Annotated in this window: 19 protein-coding genes; 14 read left to right on the top strand and 5 right to left on the bottom strand. The window is 67.3% G+C overall.

Going from position 1 to position 17,157, the window contains the following annotated elements; genetic code table 11:
- Positions 1 to 5 precede the first annotated feature (5 nt).
- The gene (locus BLU62_RS08920) at positions 6 to 764 is read left to right on the top strand and encodes an NRDE family protein (RefSeq protein ID WP_074849179.1); all 759 of its coding nucleotides are present in this window, start codon (positions 6 to 8) and stop codon (positions 762 to 764) included.
- Here the strand turns inward: BLU62_RS08920 and ald are convergent, their stop codons facing one another.
- The gene (gene ald, locus BLU62_RS08915) at positions 765 to 1,880 is read right to left on the bottom strand and encodes an alanine dehydrogenase (RefSeq protein ID WP_074849178.1); all 1,116 of its coding nucleotides are present in this window, start codon (positions 1,878 to 1,880) and stop codon (positions 765 to 767) included.
- Positions 1,881 to 2,017: 137 nt separating this feature from the next.
- Here ald and BLU62_RS08910 point away from each other — a divergent pair, with 137 nt between their 5' ends.
- From BLU62_RS08910 to BLU62_RS08890, 5 genes are all read left to right on the top strand, one after another.
- A complete protein-coding gene (locus BLU62_RS08910; RefSeq protein WP_006359556.1) occupies positions 2,018 to 2,500 on the top strand; it encodes an Lrp/AsnC family transcriptional regulator in 483 nt (160 codons plus the stop codon).
- A 75-nt stretch (positions 2,501 to 2,575) separates the two neighbouring features.
- Positions 2,576 to 3,325 (top strand): 4-hydroxy-tetrahydrodipicolinate reductase, encoded by a 750-nt coding sequence (gene dapB / locus BLU62_RS08905; RefSeq protein WP_074852780.1) that lies wholly within the window; start codon positions 2,576 to 2,578, stop codon positions 3,323 to 3,325.
- A 5-nt stretch (positions 3,326 to 3,330) separates the two neighbouring features.
- The gene (locus tag BLU62_RS08900; protein WP_074849177.1) at positions 3,331 to 3,915 is read left to right on the top strand and encodes a hypothetical protein; all 585 of its coding nucleotides are present in this window, start codon (positions 3,331 to 3,333) and stop codon (positions 3,913 to 3,915) included.
- A 15-nt stretch (positions 3,916 to 3,930) separates the two neighbouring features.
- Positions 3,931 to 4,491 carry a maleylpyruvate isomerase family mycothiol-dependent enzyme gene (locus BLU62_RS08895; RefSeq protein WP_074849176.1) on the top strand — a complete coding sequence of 187 codons (561 nt, stop codon included), beginning with the start codon at positions 3,931 to 3,933 and terminating at the stop codon, positions 4,489 to 4,491.
- Positions 4,491 to 4,949 carry a flavodoxin family protein gene (locus BLU62_RS08890; protein ID WP_074849175.1) on the top strand — a complete coding sequence of 153 codons (459 nt, stop codon included), beginning with the start codon at positions 4,491 to 4,493 and terminating at the stop codon, positions 4,947 to 4,949. Before BLU62_RS08895 ends, BLU62_RS08890 begins: the two co-directional genes overlap by 1 nt.
- 29 nt (positions 4,950 to 4,978) lie before the next feature.
- On the opposite strand, the gene BLU62_RS08885 is transcribed toward BLU62_RS08890, so the two are convergent.
- Positions 4,979 to 5,557, bottom strand: coding sequence for a hypothetical protein (locus BLU62_RS08885; RefSeq protein ID WP_074849174.1), 579 nt, complete (start codon positions 5,555 to 5,557; stop codon positions 4,979 to 4,981).
- Between the two features lie 218 nt (positions 5,558 to 5,775).
- Between BLU62_RS08885 and BLU62_RS08880 the strand changes: the two genes are divergently transcribed.
- Positions 5,776 to 7,200, top strand: a complete 1,425-nt coding sequence (locus tag BLU62_RS08880) for an HNH endonuclease (protein ID WP_074849173.1) — start codon at positions 5,776 to 5,778, stop codon at positions 7,198 to 7,200.
- 31 nt (positions 7,201 to 7,231) lie between these two features.
- Here BLU62_RS08880 and BLU62_RS08875 read toward each other — a convergent pair whose 3' ends face one another.
- Positions 7,232 to 7,681, bottom strand: a complete 450-nt coding sequence (locus BLU62_RS08875; RefSeq protein WP_074849172.1) for a nitroreductase family deazaflavin-dependent oxidoreductase — start codon at positions 7,679 to 7,681, stop codon at positions 7,232 to 7,234.
- Between the two features lie 88 nt (positions 7,682 to 7,769).
- Positions 7,770 to 8,120 (bottom strand): HNH endonuclease, encoded by a 351-nt coding sequence (locus BLU62_RS08870; RefSeq protein ID WP_006359548.1) that lies wholly within the window; start codon positions 8,118 to 8,120, stop codon positions 7,770 to 7,772.
- A 161-nt stretch (positions 8,121 to 8,281) separates the two neighbouring features.
- Between BLU62_RS08870 and BLU62_RS08865 the strand changes: the two genes are divergently transcribed.
- The 4 genes from BLU62_RS08865 to BLU62_RS08850 all read left to right on the top strand — a co-directional run bounded on the left by BLU62_RS08865 (position 8,282) and on the right by BLU62_RS08850 (position 11,676).
- The gene (locus BLU62_RS08865; RefSeq protein WP_074849171.1) at positions 8,282 to 9,115 is read left to right on the top strand and encodes a thymidylate synthase; all 834 of its coding nucleotides are present in this window, start codon (positions 8,282 to 8,284) and stop codon (positions 9,113 to 9,115) included.
- Positions 9,112 to 9,618: a dihydrofolate reductase gene (locus BLU62_RS08860; protein WP_074849170.1), complete on the top strand. Its 507-nt coding sequence runs from the start codon at positions 9,112 to 9,114 to the stop codon at positions 9,616 to 9,618. Before BLU62_RS08865 ends, BLU62_RS08860 begins: the two co-directional genes overlap by 4 nt.
- The gene (locus BLU62_RS08855) at positions 9,618 to 10,844 is read left to right on the top strand and encodes a winged helix-turn-helix domain-containing protein (protein WP_074849169.1); all 1,227 of its coding nucleotides are present in this window, start codon (positions 9,618 to 9,620) and stop codon (positions 10,842 to 10,844) included. The genes BLU62_RS08860 and BLU62_RS08855 overlap by 1 nt, the downstream gene beginning before the upstream one ends.
- A gap of 64 nt (positions 10,845 to 10,908) precedes the next feature.
- Entirely contained in the window at positions 10,909 to 11,676 is a 768-nt protein-coding gene (locus BLU62_RS08850; RefSeq protein WP_074849168.1) for an HAD-IIB family hydrolase, read from the top strand.
- On the opposite strand, the gene BLU62_RS08845 is transcribed toward BLU62_RS08850, so the two are convergent.
- Entirely contained in the window at positions 11,673 to 13,337 is a 1,665-nt protein-coding gene (locus BLU62_RS08845; protein WP_074849167.1) for an alkaline phosphatase D family protein, read from the bottom strand. The genes BLU62_RS08850 and BLU62_RS08845 overlap by 4 nt on opposite strands.
- A gap of 104 nt (positions 13,338 to 13,441) precedes the next feature.
- Here BLU62_RS08845 and thyX point away from each other — a divergent pair, with 104 nt between their 5' ends.
- The 3 genes from thyX to BLU62_RS08830 are packed head-to-tail and all read left to right on the top strand — an operon-like array spanning position 13,442 to position 17,129.
- On the top strand, positions 13,442 to 14,194 hold the full coding sequence (thyX, locus tag BLU62_RS08840; protein WP_006436437.1) for an FAD-dependent thymidylate synthase: 753 nt from the start codon (positions 13,442 to 13,444) through the stop codon (positions 14,192 to 14,194).
- Positions 14,195 to 14,232: 38 nt separating this feature from the next.
- Complete coding sequence (dapA, locus tag BLU62_RS08835) at positions 14,233 to 15,138, top strand: 4-hydroxy-tetrahydrodipicolinate synthase (protein ID WP_074849166.1); 906 nt, start codon at positions 14,233 to 14,235, stop codon at positions 15,136 to 15,138.
- The gene (locus BLU62_RS08830) at positions 15,138 to 17,129 is read left to right on the top strand and encodes a ribonuclease J (protein ID WP_074849165.1); all 1,992 of its coding nucleotides are present in this window, start codon (positions 15,138 to 15,140) and stop codon (positions 17,127 to 17,129) included. The genes dapA and BLU62_RS08830 overlap by 1 nt, the downstream gene beginning before the upstream one ends.
- The last annotated feature ends 28 nt before the right edge of the window (positions 17,130 to 17,157 follow it).

Here is a 17,157-nt window from a genome sequence, read left to right as displayed (position 1 = left end):
ATGCCATGTGCCTGATCCTCTTGGCGTGGAATGCGCATCCCGAGTACCGGCTGATCGTCGCGGCCAACCGCGACGAGTATCACCGGCGGCGCACGTATGCGCTGTCCCGCTGGGACGACGCACCGATCATCGCCGGACGCGACGCGCTGGCCGGCGGCACCTGGATGGGTGTCTCCGCCGACGTCCCCGGTCGCGTGGCGATGGTGACCAACGTGCGGGTCGGTCGGCCCGAACGTTCGGGTGTCCGCTCACGCGGGCGGTTGCCGGTGGACTTCCTGACCGGTGACGAGGACCCCAAGGTGTTCGCCGACCTCGTCGTCGAACAGGCCGCCGACTACGACCCGGTGAATCTGCTCGTCGGTGACACCGACGACCTGTGGTGGGTGACCAACCGGCCCCATCCGCAGACCGCCCGGGTACTCGACGGCGTGCACGGGGTGTCCAACGGTGCGCTCGACAACGACTGGCCGAAGGTCGTCGACGGGGCCGCCGCGCTTCGCGATCTGATCGACTCCGGTGCGTCCGACGAGGACTACTTCGCGATGCTCTCCGACCAGGACCGCCCCGACCCGGTGCGTCTGCCCGACACCGGTGTCGGACCCGAGTTCGAGGCGGCCCTGTCGTCGAAGTTCATCAACATCCCGGGATACGGCACGCGGGCGTCGACGCTGTTGCGCATCCGCTACGACGGCCACGGCGAGATCAGCGAACGCCGCTACGGGTACCGCGGGAGGCGGCGGGGCACGACGCGCCTCGACTTCTGATCAGTTGTGTGCGAACGGCATCGCGGTGACCGGCAGGTCCAGCGCTTCGCCGACCTCGGCGGTGAACAGCTCGCCGCGATGGGTGCTGAGGCCCGACGCCAGTGCCGGGTCGGCGTCACAGGCCTTCTCCCAGCCCTGGTCTGCGAGGCGCAGCACGTAGGGGAGGGTTGCGCCGGTCAGCGCCTGCGTCGACGTGCGGGCGACGGTGCCCGGCATGTTGGCCACACAGTAGAAGGTGGTGTCGTGGACGCTGAAGGTCGGCTCGGCGTGGGTCGTGGGGTGCGAATCCTCGAAGCAGCCGCCCTGGTCGATGGCGATGTCGACCAGCACGGCGCCCGGCTTCATCTGTGCGACAAGGCTGTTGGGGACGAGGACCGGAGCCTTGGCGCCGGGGACGAGGACGGCGCCGATGACGAGGTCGGCCTTCTTGATCGCCTCGTCGAGCGCGAGTCCGGTGCTGTAGCGCGTGTGGACGCGGCCGGCGAAACGGGCGTCGATCGCGCGCAGCTTGGCGATGTCGAGATCGAACACGGTGACCTGGGCGCCCATGCCCACCGCGACGATCGCGGCGTTCACTCCGCTGACGCCACCGCCGATGATGACGACGTCGGCGGGTTCGGTGCCCGGGACGCCGCCCATGAGCACGCCGCGGCCACCTTCGGACTTCATCAGCTGGTAGGCGCCGACCTGGGGTGCCAGGCGTCCGGCGACCTCACTCATCGGGGCGAGCAGGGGGAGCGCGCCGTCGGCGGTGCGGACCATCTCGTAGGCGATGGAGGTGGTGCCGGAGGCGAGCAGGGCTTCGGTGCATTCCCGTCCCGCGGCCAGGTGGAGGTAGGTGAAGATCGTCTGACCCTCGTGCATGAGGTCGAATTCGGAGGCGATCGGTTCCTTGACCTTGAGCAGGAGGTCGGACTGCTCCCAGACCTCGGCGGCGGTGCCGAGGATCTGCGCGCCGGCGGCCTTGTAGTCGTTGTCGGTGATCGCCGATCCCTCGCCGGCGCCCGCCTGGATGATCACGTCGTGGCCGCGGTGATGCAGCTCGGCGACGCCCGCCGGGGTGATGGCGACGCGGTACTCGTGGTTCTTGATCTCGGTGGGGACGCCGACGCGCATGATGCTCCCTTTCGTTTCGAAGTTTGTGCAGATAATCTGCCTTCAGGGTGAAGGAACTTCAGAAGTCACACAATGTGCGTGAAGAAGATTCTCAGGAGCTCGGAAGTGGTGAAGATGGTTCTGCAGAGGAGGGTGAGATGCCTGCCGCACCGAAGGATGTTCAGCCGGGAGAACTCGACGCGACGGACCGCGAGCTGCTGAAGCTCCTGCAGTCCGACGCTCGCATGCCCAACAGTGAGCTGGCACAACGCGTCGGGATCGCCGCGTCGACGTGTCACGGGCGCATGCGCAGGCTCGTCGAACTCGGTGTCATCCGTGGATTCTTCGCCGACGTCGACCCGGCGGCCGTCGGGCGGCCGTTGCGCGCGATGGTCGCGGTCAGCCTGCAGTCCGATGCGCGCGGGCAGATCCGGCGCTTCGTCGGCGAGATCGCCGCCTACGACGAGGTCATCGACGTGTTCTTCCTCGCGGGCGCCGATGACTACATGCTCCACGTGGCCACCGCCGACACCGAGACGCTGCGCCAATTCGTGGAGCGGCTCAACAGCCGTCGCGAGGTCGCGGGCACCACCACGTCACTGGTCTTCGAGCATCGCCGCGGCGATGCGCCGATCTACTGATGCGCCGGGATACCGGAAAAGTCCTCGCCACTAGACTTGGGTCCTGTTGACACGTCGAGATCGAAGAGGGTGGACATGAGCGGTATCAAGGTGGGCGTCCTGGGCAGTCAGGGCAAGGTCGGGCAGGCGATCGTCACAGCGGTCGAGAACGCCGACGACCTCACCTACACCGTGGGCGTCGACAAGGGTGACTCGCTGGAGTTCTTCTCCGACACCGACACCCGGGTCGTCGTCGACTTCACCCACCCCGACGTGGTGATGGACAACCTGAAGTACCTCATCGCCAACGGGATTCACGCCGTCGTCGGGACCACCGGCTTCACCGAGGAGCGCCTCGAGACCGTGCGCGGCTGGCTGGCCGAGAACCCGAACGTCGGCGTGCTGATCGCCCCGAACTTCGCGATCGGTGCGGTGTTGTCGATGCGCTTCGCCGCGCAGGCCGCCAAGTACTACGACTCGGTCGAGGTCGTCGAACTCCACCACCCGCAGAAGGCCGACGCGCCGTCGGGTACCGCCTACCGCACCGCCGAGCTGATCGGCCGCGCACGTGCCGACGCCGGCGTCGGACCGAGCCCGGATGCCACCACCGAAGAACTCGACGGTGCCCGCGGGGCCGTGGTCGACGGTGTGCGCGTCCACTCGGTGCGCCTGGCCGGCCTCGTCGCCCACCAGGAAGTGCTGTTGGGTACCACCGGTGAGACGCTGACGATCCGCCATGACTCGCTGGACCGTTCGTCCTTCGCGCCGGGAGTGCTCCTGGGTGTGCGCAAGATCGGCGACCAGCCTGGGCTCACCGTGGGACTCGAAGAACTGATGGACCTCTGATCCCCATGGTCGATGACGGCACGCACGACGGCGGAACTCACGACGGCGGAACTCACGACGGCGGAACTCACGACGGCGGCAACCACACCGGCGACACCGAGGGTGGCGCACCGCAGCTGGGGCCGAAGAAGAAGGATGCGCGCCCGATCATCTGGATGATCGGATTCCTCGTCGTCGCGCTCGTCGTCTACTTCGTCCTGCTCGGCTGGCGCGGCTTCCAGCTGATCGCGACGGGTACCGCCGCCGGAATCGGACTGGGACTGGGCGTCATCGCCCTGCCGCTCATCGGTGCGTGGCTGATCTACGCGACGCTGCGCGCGGGTCTGGAACACCAGAAGCTCGCCGCGGTGATTGCCGAGGAAGGCCGCGAGCTCGACATCTCGAACCTCCCGCACCGCGCGTCGGGCCGCATGGAACGCGACGCCGCCGACGAGCTGTTCGCGCAGGTCAAGGCCGAGTGGGAGGCCGACCCGAACGACTGGCGCAACACCTACCGCATCGCCCGGGCCTACGACTACGCCGGTGACCGCCCCCGCGCCCGCGCGATGATGAAACGCGCGGTCGCCCAGTTCCACGGGCGCAAGCAGTAAGGCGGCCCGGGCCAGATGATCGCTCGGACGCGCAGGCTCGACGACGCCGCCCGGCTGTGGGCCGAGCATCTGGCGAAGGCCGGGCCCGAGACGCTCGGCGGGGCAAGCGGTTGCGCGGGATGGACCAACCGCGATCTGATCAACCACCTCATCGGCGGCGGCTACCGATACGCCATGCTGCTCGACGGCGCGAGCGCCACCGACACGCTGAAGACGCGCGACGTCGACTACGTGGGGGCGGGTGACGCGACCGCCGAATTCTGGCGTAGCGAGAACGCCTTTCGGGCGGCCGTCGACTCCGCGGACCTCGACGTCGAGGTCGATCATCGCGCCGGCCGACGCCCGGGACGCCAGCTCGTGGTGATGCGAATCATGGAGCTGGCGTTGCATTCCCACGATCTATGCGTCGGCATCGGGGCGAAGTGGACTCCGTCGGACGGGCTCGTCGACTTCGTGCTCACCGACGCCGGACCGGTCATCGAGGAGTTACGTGCGGCCGGACTGTTCGAGGCGCCGATCGAACCGGCGTCGGAGAGTGCCGCAGACCGGTTGCTCGCGTTTGCAGGGAGGTCCTGATGGCGGACAAGAGGCTACTGATCGTTCACCACACGCCGTCACCCCATTGCCAGGAGATGTTCGAGGCCGTCGTCTCGGGTGCCACGGACCCGGAGATCGAGGGCGTCGAGGTGGTACGTCGAGCCGCTCTGGCGGTGACCGCGAGCGACTTCCTGGAAGCCGACGGGTACATCCTCGGCACACCGGCGAATCTCGGATACATCAGCGGCGCACTGAAACACGCGTTCGACGTCAGCTACTACCAGATCCTCGACTCGACGCAGGGCCGCCCGTTCGGGCTCTACCTTCACGGGAACCAGGGGACCGAGGGCGCGGCGAAGGCCGTCGATGCGATCACCACCGGGCTCGGCTGGGTGAAATCGGCTGAGTATGTGACTGTCTCCGGCGCCCCGAGCAAGGACGACCGAGATGCATGCTGGGAGTTGGGCGCGACGGTGGCGGCGGGGTTGATGGGCTAGCCCGCTCGCTGACGCCCGGTCCGTGGACGTCAGCTCTTGGGTTCCAGCCACGCGACGATCGCCTGCCTGCGGGTGTGTACGCGGGAAGTCGCATCGGCGGTCAGTTCGCTGAGTCGATCAGGACCGAGCAATGACGCGAGCAAGATCCAGACTGTGCCACCGAGCACCCCACCGAGAAAAAGAATCCCGAAGAGCACATCGGCGAATGTGGGAACCAGTTCAGGCGCTCCAGGAAGTAGGAAGAACACGAAGAGCGCCGAGACGGTGATTGTCGCCAGCCGAAGCTTAAGACCGCCGAATACCAGCAGTGCTGCGCCGATCACGAACACGATCGCTACTACGCCGTACGCTACTGCGAAAGATGTCGCTGTATTGACTCGGTTGGCGGGAGGGTCCTGAAGGTGGTCTGTTTCGTTCGCCCACACGGCAAACACAAATACGAGGGACGTGGCCGTGGCGGCGCCGACTGCAGCTTCAATCACTCTTGACAGCCGCTCGATTCTCGAGAAACGAGAAGCCGCGAGCAGCTTGGCAATTGCGGTGGTGCCGAACTGCACGGCGGTGATGATGACCAAGTACGGTGCGAGGAGAGCCCAGTTGGAATTCATGGTCGCATCGTGCTCTACGTCACTGACAAGCGGCGCAGCGCGAATTTTCGCGGAACACTCGCCGTCTTCGGGACTTGCCTGGTTCAGCGCGTGGGCACAGGTAACCGGTCTCAGTATCGAGCGTTCCGCGGAACGCTCGTGGAGTCGTGATCTGCGGAATTGTCGGTGCCCCAGGGTAGCTTATTCGTATATTTGTTCGAACTGGCTGGGGGGTCGGGATGTCTGTTACCGCGTTACGTGCCGAGGGCGTGTCGTCGATGTTCGACGGTGCGGATCCGAAATCGCTCCCGGATGAGGTGCTCGAGGTTCGGGTGCTCGGTTACGCCGCGCAGATCACGGCGTTGACGGCGGAGTTCCTTGGTCTGGTGGCGGAGTTGGATGAGCGACAGTCGTGGCGAGGGCCGGGGATTCATTCGTTGGCGCACTGGTTGTCGTGGAAGGCCGGCATTGCACCGCGGACGGCACATGAGCAGGTGCGAGTCGCCAAGGCGCTCCGTGAGTTGCCGGTGATCCGGCAGCACTTCAGCGAAGGCCGGCTGACGTATTCGAAGGTGCGGGCGCTGACTCGGGTCGCAACTCCGTCGCGGGAGAAAGAACTGGTGAATCTGGCTCTGTCGTGCACCGCGTCGCAACTGGAGAAGGCGGTGCGGGCTATGCGCCAGATAGACCAGGGCTACGCCGATGGTGGGGAACTCGTACCGCCGGCGGAGTCGTGGGCTCGGTGGAAGTGGAACCTCGATGGCTCGTTGTCAGTGTCGATGACGTTGACGCCCCTGGATGGGGCGCGGTTTCTGGCGGGGACGGTGCGGGCGGAGTACGAGCGCACCCGCACGATGGGCGATTCTGATCTGCCGAGTGTTCCGCGGAACACTCCCGGCGAACTGGAAACCGAATCCGGCGAGACGGATTCGGAGGTGAAGCCGGCGAATCGTCGGGATCTGTGGCGAAACGTACCGTCGAATATTGCTGTAGCGGTGGTGGCGATGGCCGATGCGGTACATGAGGGAATCGCGATGCCGGAGTTGGCGCCGGGTGCGGAGATCCTTGTCCATGTCGGTGATGGCGTGGAGCGCGCTCATCTCGATGACGGACCGGCGCTCTCTGAGGCGGAGGTCGAGGAAGCGGCCTGTGGTGCGTCGCTACGAGAAGCGTTGTCCAGGAGGGTTCCTGGTCGTCCGGGGAAGCGGGCGTTGTTGGGGTTGGGTCGGAAGCAGCGGACCCCGTCGAAGGCGATGATTCGGGCGTTGTTCCTGAGGGATCGGTGCTGCCAGACGCCGGGTTGCGAGCGCACACGGCACCTGCACGCGCACCACGTGGTGTTCTGGTCCAACGATGGCGAGACCGAGCTCGACAACCTGATTTTGTTGTGCGGGTCATGTCATCGGGCGCTGCACAGAGGTGAGTTCTCTATCAAAACTCATGGGCGTCAGCGGTTTACGTTCCATATGCCGAATGGTTCGGCGATCGAGGTGAGTCCAACAACCCGGGCACCGGGCCTGTGGTCACCCGATGAACAGATCGCGGCTGATGCGACGGTGCCTGTGGGTGGCGGCAAGCTCGATCTCGGGTACGCCACCGAGGTGATCTACGCCGTCTGGGAGTGGCGCGAACGCCAGGCGTCAGCCATTCCCGCGGCCGCCTGAGTGTTCCGCGGAACACCGGAGGGCCGGGTGGTCAGCGTGGGGTCAGCTTGATGATCGGCAGTTCCCGATCGGTCTTCTCCTGGTACCCGGCGAAGCGCTCGTTCTCGCTGATCTGCTTCCACGCCGCTGCGCGCTCGTCGCCGTGGAGCTGCTGGGCGCGGACCTCGACGGTCTTGCCGTCCACCTCGATCCGGGCCTCATCGGGATTCGCCTTCAGGTTGTGGTACCAGCCGGGGTTGTTGACAGCGCCGTTGGCCGACGCCACGATCAGCCAGCTGCCGTCGGGTCCGGGGAACCAGGCGAGCGGGTTGGACCGTTCCTTGCCAGATTTGGCGCCGGTGGTGTGCAACACCAGCGCATTCGAACCGCCGAACTGTCCCTTCCGGCGGATCCTCGGCGTCACGATCGTGTTCACGATGCGCATGAGGGGACCCTTCGGCACACGGCCGCCACGTGTACCTGTCGAGGTCTCGAAGCTCATGGTCGTCTCTCCTTCGCCGGGATGATCCCAGTGTGCTCCAACAGAGTGTTCCGCGAACACTTCGCACCAGCCTGGGCCGAGCTCCGGACTACTCGACGTCGGCCAGGAGCCTGCTCACCTCGTACTGCCGCACCAGGAACGCCTTCTCGTCGAGCTTCTTGCGGCGCATCCAGGAGGTGACCTCGGAATTGCACTTGCTCGCGTTGCACGAACCGCAGCACGGCACGACGTTCGTCACGGTGTAGCGGCCGCCGCGGGAGATCGCGAGCATGCAGTCGCGCTGTAGAGCCACCCCATCGGCGCCGCAGTACGCACAACCGCCCCAGGCCTCCTGAAGGGCGAGCCACTGGGTGTCGGTGAGGTCGTTGTCGCGGGAGGCGACACGCTTACGGCGTCGCTTCGCGTAGCGATTGGCGCGGGTCGTGCTGCGGGTGGCCACGGGAGGAGGATACCGCTCGGAGTCACAGCAGTCACAGCAGTCACAGCGTCGTGTCATCAGGGGCTTCGACGCGGTTCGTCGCTGCGCTCCGTACCGGCTCAGCCGGCGGGGGGCGGTGGGTCTGAGCTGCAGCAAATGCGTCAGGCCCTACACTGACAGCCGTGAGCACCGCCATCCGCGACATCTCATCGACCGGGACGATCCCCACTCCGTACGAGGACCTGCTGCGTCTCGTGCTCGAGACGGGCACCCCGAAGGCGGATCGCACCGGGACGGGAACCAAGAGTCTCTTCGGTCATCAGCTGCGCTACGACCTCGCCGAGGGCTTCCCGCTGATCACCACCAAGAAGGTGCACCTCAAGTCGATCGTCTACGAACTCCTCTGGTTCCTGCGGGGCGACTCCAACGTCCGCTGGCTCCAGGAGCGCGGCGTGACGATCTGGGACGAGTGGGCCGACGCGAACGGTGAACTCGGACCGGTCTACGGCGTCCAGTGGCGCAGCTGGCCGACTCCTTCAGGGGAGCAGATCGACCAGATCTCGGCCGCCCTCGACATGCTCAAGACCAACCCGGATTCACGACGCAACATCGTGTCGGCTTGGAATGTGGGCGAGATCCCGCAGATGGCGCTGCCGCCGTGCCACGCGTTCTTCCAGTTCTACGTCGCCGACGGCAAGCTCTCCTGCCAGCTGTACCAGCGCTCGGCCGATCTGTTCCTCGGCGTGCCGTTCAACATCGCGTCGTACGCGCTGCTGACCCACATGATGGCGCAGCAGGCGGGTCTGGAGGTCGGCGAGTTCGTGTGGACCGGTGGTGACTGCCACATCTACGACAACCACGTCGACCAGGTGAACCTACAGCTCTCGCGAGAGCCGTTCCCGTACCCGAAACTCGAACTGCACAAGCGGGATTCGATCTTCGACTACGAGTTCTCCGACATCGAGATCGTCGGCTACCAGTCGCATCCGGGGATCAAGGCGCCGGTGGCGGTGTGACACCCCGTGTCCGGCTCGTCTGGGCGCAGGCACACGAGGTCGCCGGCAGCGGCGCGGCGATAGGACGGGACAACACCATCCCGTGGCGCGTCCCCGAGGACATGGCCCGCTTCAAGGAGAAGACCCTCGGACACCCGGTCGTCATGGGCCGCAAGACGTGGGATTCGCTGCCGCCGAAATTCCGGCCGCTGCCCGGCCGCACCAACATCGTGGTGACGCGCAACCCGGACTGGTCCGCCGAGGGGGCACTGGTCGCGCAGACCATCGACGAGGCACTGGCCCTTGCCGGCGGCGACGAGATCGGTGTCATCGGCGGTGGCGAGATCTACCGGGCGGCAATGCGGTTCGCGACGGAACTCTGCGTCACCGAGATCGACGTCGACGTTCCGGGTGCGGATGCATTCGCGCCGGAGATCGGGCCGGAGTGGACGGTCGCCGACCAAGGGGAGTGGCAGACCTCGACCACCGGCACGGCCTACCGCTTCATCGACTACACCCGCTGATGGCACCGGAACGGCTGTCCCCGGCTCAGGCGCGTCGAACCGCGCTCGCCGCACAGGGATTCGCGGATCGTGCACCGTCGGGCGCCCCGACCATGGCGCACCTCAAGCGGGTCGTCGGCCGGACCGGCCTGCTCCAGATGGACTCGGTCAACATCGCGGCGCGGGCGCATTTCATGCCGCTCTACAGCCGGCTCGGACCCTACGATCCCGACCTCCTGCATCGCGCGGCCTGGCAGCCGGTCCGGGGGAAGCGTCTGCTCGTCGAGTACTGGGCGCACGAGGCCGCTCTCATCCCGGTCGACGACTGGCCGCTGTTCCGTTGGCGCATGGATGAGTTCGCCGACGGACGGTACCGGCACACCCGGGAGGTCATGCGCCGCAACCGGAGTCTCGCCGAGGACGTCCGCAGTGTGATCGAGGAGATCGGTGCCGCGATGCCGCGGACCATCGAGGAGAAGCTCGGCATCGAACGCGAACCGGGCACCGCCGGGAGTTGGTGGCAGCGCGGCGAGATCAAGCACCTGTGTGAGGCGATGTTCGCCGCCGGCGACCTGTCGGCGGTCCGCAACGGCAACTTCATGCGCCACTACGACCTCACCGAACGGGTCGTCGGCGCCGACATCGCCGCGCAGCATCCGGACCGTGTGCAGGCGCACCGGGATCTCGTCGCCCGCGCGGCTCGGTCCCTCGGCGTCGCGACCGTCGCCGACCTCGCCGACTACTACCGCCTCAAACCCGCCGACGCCCGGCCGGCCGTCGCCGACCTCGTGGATGCCGGTGTGCTGCACGAGGTCTCGGTCGAGGGATGGCGAGACCCCGCGTATCTCGCCGACGGCGCGCCGATGCCGCGACGCATCGACACCTCGGCGATCCTCTCGCCGTTCGACCCGCTCGTCTTCTTCCGGCCACGAGCCGAGCGCCTCTTCGACTTCCACTACCGCATCGAGATTTACGTCCCCGAGCACAAGCGCGTCCACGGTTACTACGTGCTGCCCTACCTGCTGGGCACCGACATCGCCGCACGCGTCGACCTCAAGGCCGACCGCAGGTCCCGAACCCTGTTGGTACTGGGCGCCTTCTGTGAGTCCGGACACGATCGCGGCGTCGTCGCCGGGCGACTGGCCGACGACCTGCGCACTTTCGCGGGGTGGCTCGACCTCGACGACGTGTCGGTGGGTACGAAGGGTGACCTCGCGCGCGACCTCCGGACCGTGATGGGATGCTGAGCATCGGGAGGCCGCGAACCAGCGGAACACACACCCGGGGACGACCTGAAGGAGAGAACCGACGATGACCGTGTCGTATGACGGCAACGACTACCGCCTGGTGATGTTCGACCTCGACGACACACTCGCACCCTCGAAGAGCCCGCTCGACGACCAGATGGTGGACCTGCTCCGCCGGATGCTCGACGTCAGCCTCGGGTGCATCATCTCCGGCGGCAACTTCACCCAGTTCTCCAAGCAGGTCCTCGCGCGTCTCGGCACCTTCGACTCGGTCGGCAACCTCCATCTGATGCCCACCTGTGGCACCCAGTACGTCCGCTGGTCGGGCAACGAGTGGGAGACCGTCTACGCCGAGTACCTCACCGACGACGAGAAGAAGCGCACCCTCGACGTCCTCGAGACCGGTGCCAAGGAACTCGGGATCTGGGAGAGTGAGACCTGGGGTGAGATCCTCGAGGACCGCGGCAGCCAGATCACCTTCAGCGCACTGGGACAGAAGGCTCCGGTCGACGCGAAGGCCGCCTGGGACCCGGACGGCGCGAAGAAGGAGTCGCTGCGCGCCTACGCCGCCGAGCGGCTGCCCGACCTCGAGGTCCGCAGCGGCGGTTCGACGTCGGTCGACGTCACCAAAAAGGGCATCGACAAGGCGTACGGCGCGCTCAAGCTGATGGACATCCTCGGCCTGAGCACCTCGGACATCCTGTTCTTCGGTGACCGCCTCGACGAGGGCGGCAACGACTACCCGGTCAAGGCGCTCGGCATCACCTCGATCGCCGTGCACGGCTGGCCCGACACCCACGCCAAGCTGACGGCGATCCTGGAGCAGAGCTAGACGGCGGGTCGTCCGAGCGGCTCGACCCGCTGCGTACCGTTGCGCACCCGGTAGGACTTGGCGTAGAACTGGCCCGACCTCGGGTCGATCTTGTTGTTCACGAAGTACCAGTCCATCTGGGTGGCGGCGGGGGTGACGGTGAGGACCGAGTACCCGTGCGCGTCCAGCTCGCAGAAACGCACGTGGTGGTTCGCCGTGCGGAACGCCGCCGACGCCGCGACACCGGCGGTGTCCGGCGGCACGTTGAACATGTCGTCGACGTTGGTCGCCGTGACCGAGGTGCCGACGAGTTCGGTGGCGACGGTCCCGGCGCCGGGGTAGTTCGCCACGTCGACCGGGACATCGCAGGCCCACGACGAGTGGATGTCGCCGGTCACGAACACGACGTTGTCGACGCGGTTGGTCCGGATGGAGTCGAGCAGACGCCGGCGGTCGGCGGCGTACCCGTCCCACTGATCGGCGTTGTAGGGGATTCCCTCCTTCGGGATCCCGAGCATCGAGGTGACCGCGCCGGTCGTCGCCGGATCGAGCGGCGGGATCAGCACCGGCGTGATCATCACCGGGTTGCCGACGATCTTCCAGCGAGTCTCCGACGACATGAGCCCGTTGGTGAGCCACGACATCTGCGCCTTGCCCATGATCGTGCGAGCCGGGTCGTCGATGCTGGCCGACCGCGCGCTCACCTGCAGGTCGCGGTAGGAGCGCAGATCCAGCATCGACAGTTCGAGCAGTTTCCCGAACCGCAGCCGGCGGAACAGGTGTCGGCCCTGCGGGTCGACGCCGGGGCGGATGGGCATCCACTCGGAGTAGGCGCGTAGCGCGGCGGCGCGCCGGACCGGCCACGGCCCCTCGTTCGGCTGATGGTTCTCCGCGCCGCCGCTCCACGCGTCGTTGGCGGTCTCGTGGTCGTCCCAGACGGGGATGAACGGCACCTTCCGGTGCAGTGCGGCGAGGTCCGGGTCGGTCTTGTACTGGGCGTGACGCGTCCGGTAGTCGCGCAGCGTGACGACCTCGTGGCGTGGGTCGTGGACCCGGACTGTTCCGGTTTTCCCTGTGTAGCGGCCGGTTTGGTAGTCGTAGAAGTAGTCGCCGAGATGGAGCACCGCGTCGAGGCCGGGCTGGGCGGCGAGGTGCCGGTAGGCCGAGAAGTAACCCGCCTCCCAGTTGGCGCAGGACACGACGCCGAAGCGGATCCGTGCGACATCGGCGCTCGTGGCGGGAGCGGTGCGGGTGGTGCCGACCGGCGAGACTGCCCCGGCGGCCGGTCCCGATGTCACGGTGAATCGGTAGTGGTAGGTCGTCCGCGGACTCAGCCCGGTGGCGTCGACCTTGACGGTGAAGTCCTGCTCGGCCGACGTCTGCTCGACCCCGGAACCCACGATCGCACCGAAACCCGCGTCCTGAGCGATCTCCCAGCGGACTGAACACGGTTGTCCCACACCGGAACCCGGCGTCGACGTGGGGGACTGGGTGATTCGGGTCCACAGGATGACCGCGTCAGGCAGCGGATCGCCGGAGGCGACGCCGTGGACGAAGACGTTCCGTGGGGCAGCCTGCGCCGGGCCGGATTCGGCGGGGGCGGGCACCGTGAGGGCGGCGCCGGTGACGACCGCACCGGTTCGCAGGAAAGTCCGTCGGGTGGACTCATGCCGAGTGGACACATAGGGACCTTACCCACCGTGGACCGCGACTTCAGGCCGAATCCGAGCCCGGTGGAGCGGTGGGGGACAATCGGGTCACACAAACGTCGAATGGAGGGGACTGAGTGTCCGAGTTGGTGCCGCTGAAGGTGCAGATGGTCGCCATGACCCAGTTCACCCCGCCCGAGGACGTGCCGTGGAGCACGGACGCCGAGGGCGGTGAGGCGCTCGTCGAGTTCGCCGGCCGCGCCTGCTATCAGAGCTGGGACAAGCCCAACCCCCGCACCGCCACCAACGCCGGCTACCTCCGGCACATCCTCGAGGTCGGGCACCTGTCGCTGCTCGAACACGCCTCGGTGACCTTCTACATCTCCGGGATCTCGCGCTCGTGCACCCATGAGCTGATCCGCCACCGCCACTTCTCCTACTCCCAGCTGTCTCAGCGGTTCGTGCCCGAACACGACTCCAACGTCGTCGCGCCACCCGCGATCGTCGGCGACGAGCACCTCGAAGAACTGTTCACCGCCGCCACCGACGCGAGCCGTGAGGCGTACACCGAACTGCTCGCGGCGCTCGAGGCGAAGTTCGCCGACGTGCCCAACGCGATCCTCCGCCGCAAACAGGCGCGTCAGGCTGCCCGTTCGGTGCTGCCCAACGCCACCGAGACCAAGATCGTCGTCACCGGCAACTACCGTGCGTGGCGGCACTTCGTCGGCATGCGCGCCACCGAGCACGCCGACGTCGAGATCCGCCAGCTCGCGGTCGAATGCCTGCGGCAATTGATGCAGGTGGCGCCCACTGTTTTCGGCGATTTCGAGATCGGCACCCTCGCCGACGGCACCGAGGTCGCGACCTCACCGTTCGTGCTGGAAGGGTGAGGCCCGTCACGGAAACGGAGGCGGTAGCCTTTAGCACCATGAACGCAGTCCAGGAACCGCTGCACGAGCATCCCTTCGGGACGAACGTGGTGGCGATGGTGACCCCCTTCCGTCCCGACGGAAGTCTCGATCTGGACAAGGCCGCCGTCCTGGCCGACCACCTCGTGTCGAAGGGTTGCGACGGGCTTGTCGTATCCGGCACCACCGGCGAATCGCCGACCACCACCGTGCCCGAGAAGCTCGATCTCCTGCGCGTCGTGCTGGACACCGTCGGCGACCGCGCCCGGATCACCCAGGGTGCCGGCAGCTACGACACCGCCGAGAGCGTGCGGTTCGCGATCGAGTCGGAGAAGATCGGCGCCCACGGCCTGCTCGTGGTGACCCCGTACTACTCCAAGCCGCCCCAGGCGGGCATCCTCGCGCACTTCCGGACCGTCGCCGATGCCACCGCACTTCCCGTGCTGCTCTACGACATCCCGCCGCGCTCGGTGGTGCCCATCGCCAACGAGACGATGCTCGCGCTCGCCGAACATCCGAACATCCGTGGCGTCAAGGACGCCAAGGGCGATCTGCACTCGGCCGCCGGCCTCATCGCCTCCACCAAGCTCGAGTACCTCTCGGGTGAGGACGCCCTGAACCTGCCGTGGCTGTCGATCGGTGCCACCGGGTTCGTCAGCGTGATCGGGCACCTCGTGCCGGATCGCTTGCGCGAGATGCAGATCGCCGTCGAGAAGGGTGATCTCGCCACGGCGCGGTCGCTCAACACGTCGATGCTCCCGCTCGTCAACGCCATGGGTCGCCTCGGAGGTGTCACGATGGTGAAGGCGGCGCTGCGCGTCCTCGGACTCGAGGTCGGCGACCCGCGTCTGCCACAGGTGCCCGCAACCGGGCCTCAGATCGAGGAGTTGATCGTGGATCTACGTGCGGCAGGTGTTCTCGCCTGATGTCCGACAACACCGGCAGCGACACCAACGGTCCCGAAGCACGGCCGGCGCGCACCCGACGCCGCGCCGCGTCCCGGAAGGCCGGGCCACCCGTCACGCCGCCGGTGGAAGCCGTACCGGTGGATCCCGTACCTGCCACCACCGCACCCGAGGCGCCCGCGGCTGCTCCGGCCAAGCAGACCGAGTCCGCTCCCAAGCACTCCGCCAGGCAGCGGTCCGGCTCGTCGTCGGGCGGCAGGCGGGGTCGTCATGAGCGCGGTGGCGACTCCCGTGGTCGCCGGAACGAGCCGGCGACCCCGGCGCCGGTGGACCGTCTCGGCCCCCCGCGTCGTCTGCCCAAGGGCGGACTGCGGATCGTCGCACTCGGCGGTATCGGCGAGATCGGCCGCAACATGACGGTCTTCGAGTACGACGGTCGTCTGCTGATCGTCGACTGCGGCGTGCTGTTCCCCGAGGACCAGCAGCCCGGCGTCGACCTGATCCTGCCGGACTTCCGCTACATCGAGGACCGCATGGACGACGTCGACGCGGTGATCCTCACCCACGGGCACGAGGACCACATCGGCGCCATCCCGTTCCTGCTGCGTCTGCGCAGCGACATCCCGGTCGTCGGATCGAAGTTCACGCTCGCCCTCGTCGAGGCCAAGTGTCGGGAACATCGGCTGCGGCCCAAGCTCGTCCAGGTCACCGAGGGGGAGCGGACCACGCACGGTCCGTTCGAGTGCGAGTACTTCGCCGTCAACCACTCGATCCCCGACGCCATCGCGGTCGCCATCCGCACGCCGGCGGGTGTCGCGCTGCACACCGGTGACATCAAGCTCGACCAGCTGCCCCTCGACGGTCGTCTCACCGACCTCGCCGGCTTCAGCCGCCTCGGCGACGAGGGCGTGGACCTGTTCCTCGTCGACTCGACCAATGCCGAGGTCCCCGGCTTCGTCACCCCCGAACGCGAGATCGGCGGCGTGCTCGACCAGGTGATCGGCAAGGCCAAACAGCGCGTCATCGTGGCATCGTTCGCGAGCCACGTACACCGCATCCAGCAGATCATCGACGTCGCGCACACCCACAACCGTCGCGTCACCTTCGTCGGCCGGTCGATGGTGCGGAACATGCAGATCGCACAGGACCTCGGCTACCTGTCGGTGCCCGACGGGGTGGTCGTCGACCTCGACACCGCCGCAACGCTTCCCGACCATCGCGTCGTGCTGATCTCCACCGGTTCGCAGGGCGAACCACTGTCGGCGCTGTCGCGGATGGCCCGCGGTGAACACCGTCAGATCAACATCCGCGCCGACGACCTCGTCGTGCTGGCGTCGTCGCTGATCCCGGGTAACGAGAACTCGGTCTTCGCCGTGGTCAACGGACTCGCCAAGCGCGGCGCGACCGTCATCACCCAGCAGAGCGCGAAGGTCCACGTGTCCGGCCACGCCTCGGCCGGCGAACTGCTCTACCTGTACAACGCGGTGCGGCCGTCGAATGCGATGCCGGTGCACGGCGAGTGGCGCCACCTGCGCGCGAACGCGGCGCTCGCGGTCGCGACCGGCGTGCCGGAGGACCGGGTCGTGCTGGCCGAGGACGGCGTCGTGGTCGACCTCGTCGACGGCCGGGCCGAGATCGTCGGCCGGGTTCCGGTCGGACACGTCTACGTCGACGGCCTGTCGGTCGGCGACGTCGGCGAGTCGACCCTGTCCGAGCGTCTCGTGCTCGGCGAGGGCGGCTTCATCGCGATCACCGTCGCGATCGATGCGACGACGGGACGCGCGGTCAGCTCACCGGAGGTCTCCGGACGCGGCTTCTCCGACGACCCGGATGCGCTCAAGGCGGCCGCCGACCTGGTCAACCAGGTCCTCGACTCGCTGGCCGCCGAGGGCGTCACCGACGCCCACCGCATCGCGCAGGGCATCCGGCGCGCCGTGGGCCGCTGGGTTTCCGACGTCTACCGACGCCGGCCGATGATCGTCCCGACGGTGCTCGCGGTGGGCGCCGAGTAAATCGGTACGGCGGTATCGCCGAAACGCT

The organism is Gordonia westfalica (genome assembly GCF_900105725.1).
Classification (GTDB): Bacteria; Actinomycetota; Actinomycetes; order Mycobacteriales; family Mycobacteriaceae; genus Gordonia; species Gordonia westfalica.
The sequence above is the reverse complement of the archived record's forward strand: the minus strand, read 5'-3'. Positions and strand labels throughout refer to the sequence as shown.

Coding starts and splice junctions, on each gene's coding strand:
- BLU62_RS08920 (WP_074849179.1), top strand. CDS start 6: ATGTGCCTGATCCTCTTGGCGTGGAATGCGCATCCCGAGTACCGGCTG.
- ald (WP_074849178.1), bottom strand. CDS start 1,880: ATGCGCGTCGGCGTCCCCACCGAGATCAAGAACCACGAGTACCGCGTC.
- BLU62_RS08910 (WP_006359556.1), top strand. CDS start 2,018: ATGCCTGCCGCACCGAAGGATGTTCAGCCGGGAGAACTCGACGCGACG.
- dapB (WP_074852780.1), top strand. CDS start 2,576: ATGAGCGGTATCAAGGTGGGCGTCCTGGGCAGTCAGGGCAAGGTCGGG.
- BLU62_RS08900 (WP_074849177.1), top strand. CDS start 3,331: ATGGTCGATGACGGCACGCACGACGGCGGAACTCACGACGGCGGAACT.
- BLU62_RS08895 (WP_074849176.1), top strand. CDS start 3,931: ATGATCGCTCGGACGCGCAGGCTCGACGACGCCGCCCGGCTGTGGGCC.
- BLU62_RS08890 (WP_074849175.1), top strand. CDS start 4,491: ATGGCGGACAAGAGGCTACTGATCGTTCACCACACGCCGTCACCCCAT.
- BLU62_RS08885 (WP_074849174.1), bottom strand. CDS start 5,557: ATGAATTCCAACTGGGCTCTCCTCGCACCGTACTTGGTCATCATCACC.
- BLU62_RS08880 (WP_074849173.1), top strand. CDS start 5,776: ATGTCTGTTACCGCGTTACGTGCCGAGGGCGTGTCGTCGATGTTCGAC.
- BLU62_RS08875 (WP_074849172.1), bottom strand. CDS start 7,681: ATGAGCTTCGAGACCTCGACAGGTACACGTGGCGGCCGTGTGCCGAAG.
- BLU62_RS08855 (WP_074849169.1), top strand. CDS start 9,618: ATGGCACCGGAACGGCTGTCCCCGGCTCAGGCGCGTCGAACCGCGCTC.
- BLU62_RS08850 (WP_074849168.1), top strand. CDS start 10,909: ATGACCGTGTCGTATGACGGCAACGACTACCGCCTGGTGATGTTCGAC.
- dapA (WP_074849166.1), top strand. CDS start 14,233: ATGAACGCAGTCCAGGAACCGCTGCACGAGCATCCCTTCGGGACGAAC.
- BLU62_RS08830 (WP_074849165.1), top strand. CDS start 15,138: ATGTCCGACAACACCGGCAGCGACACCAACGGTCCCGAAGCACGGCCG.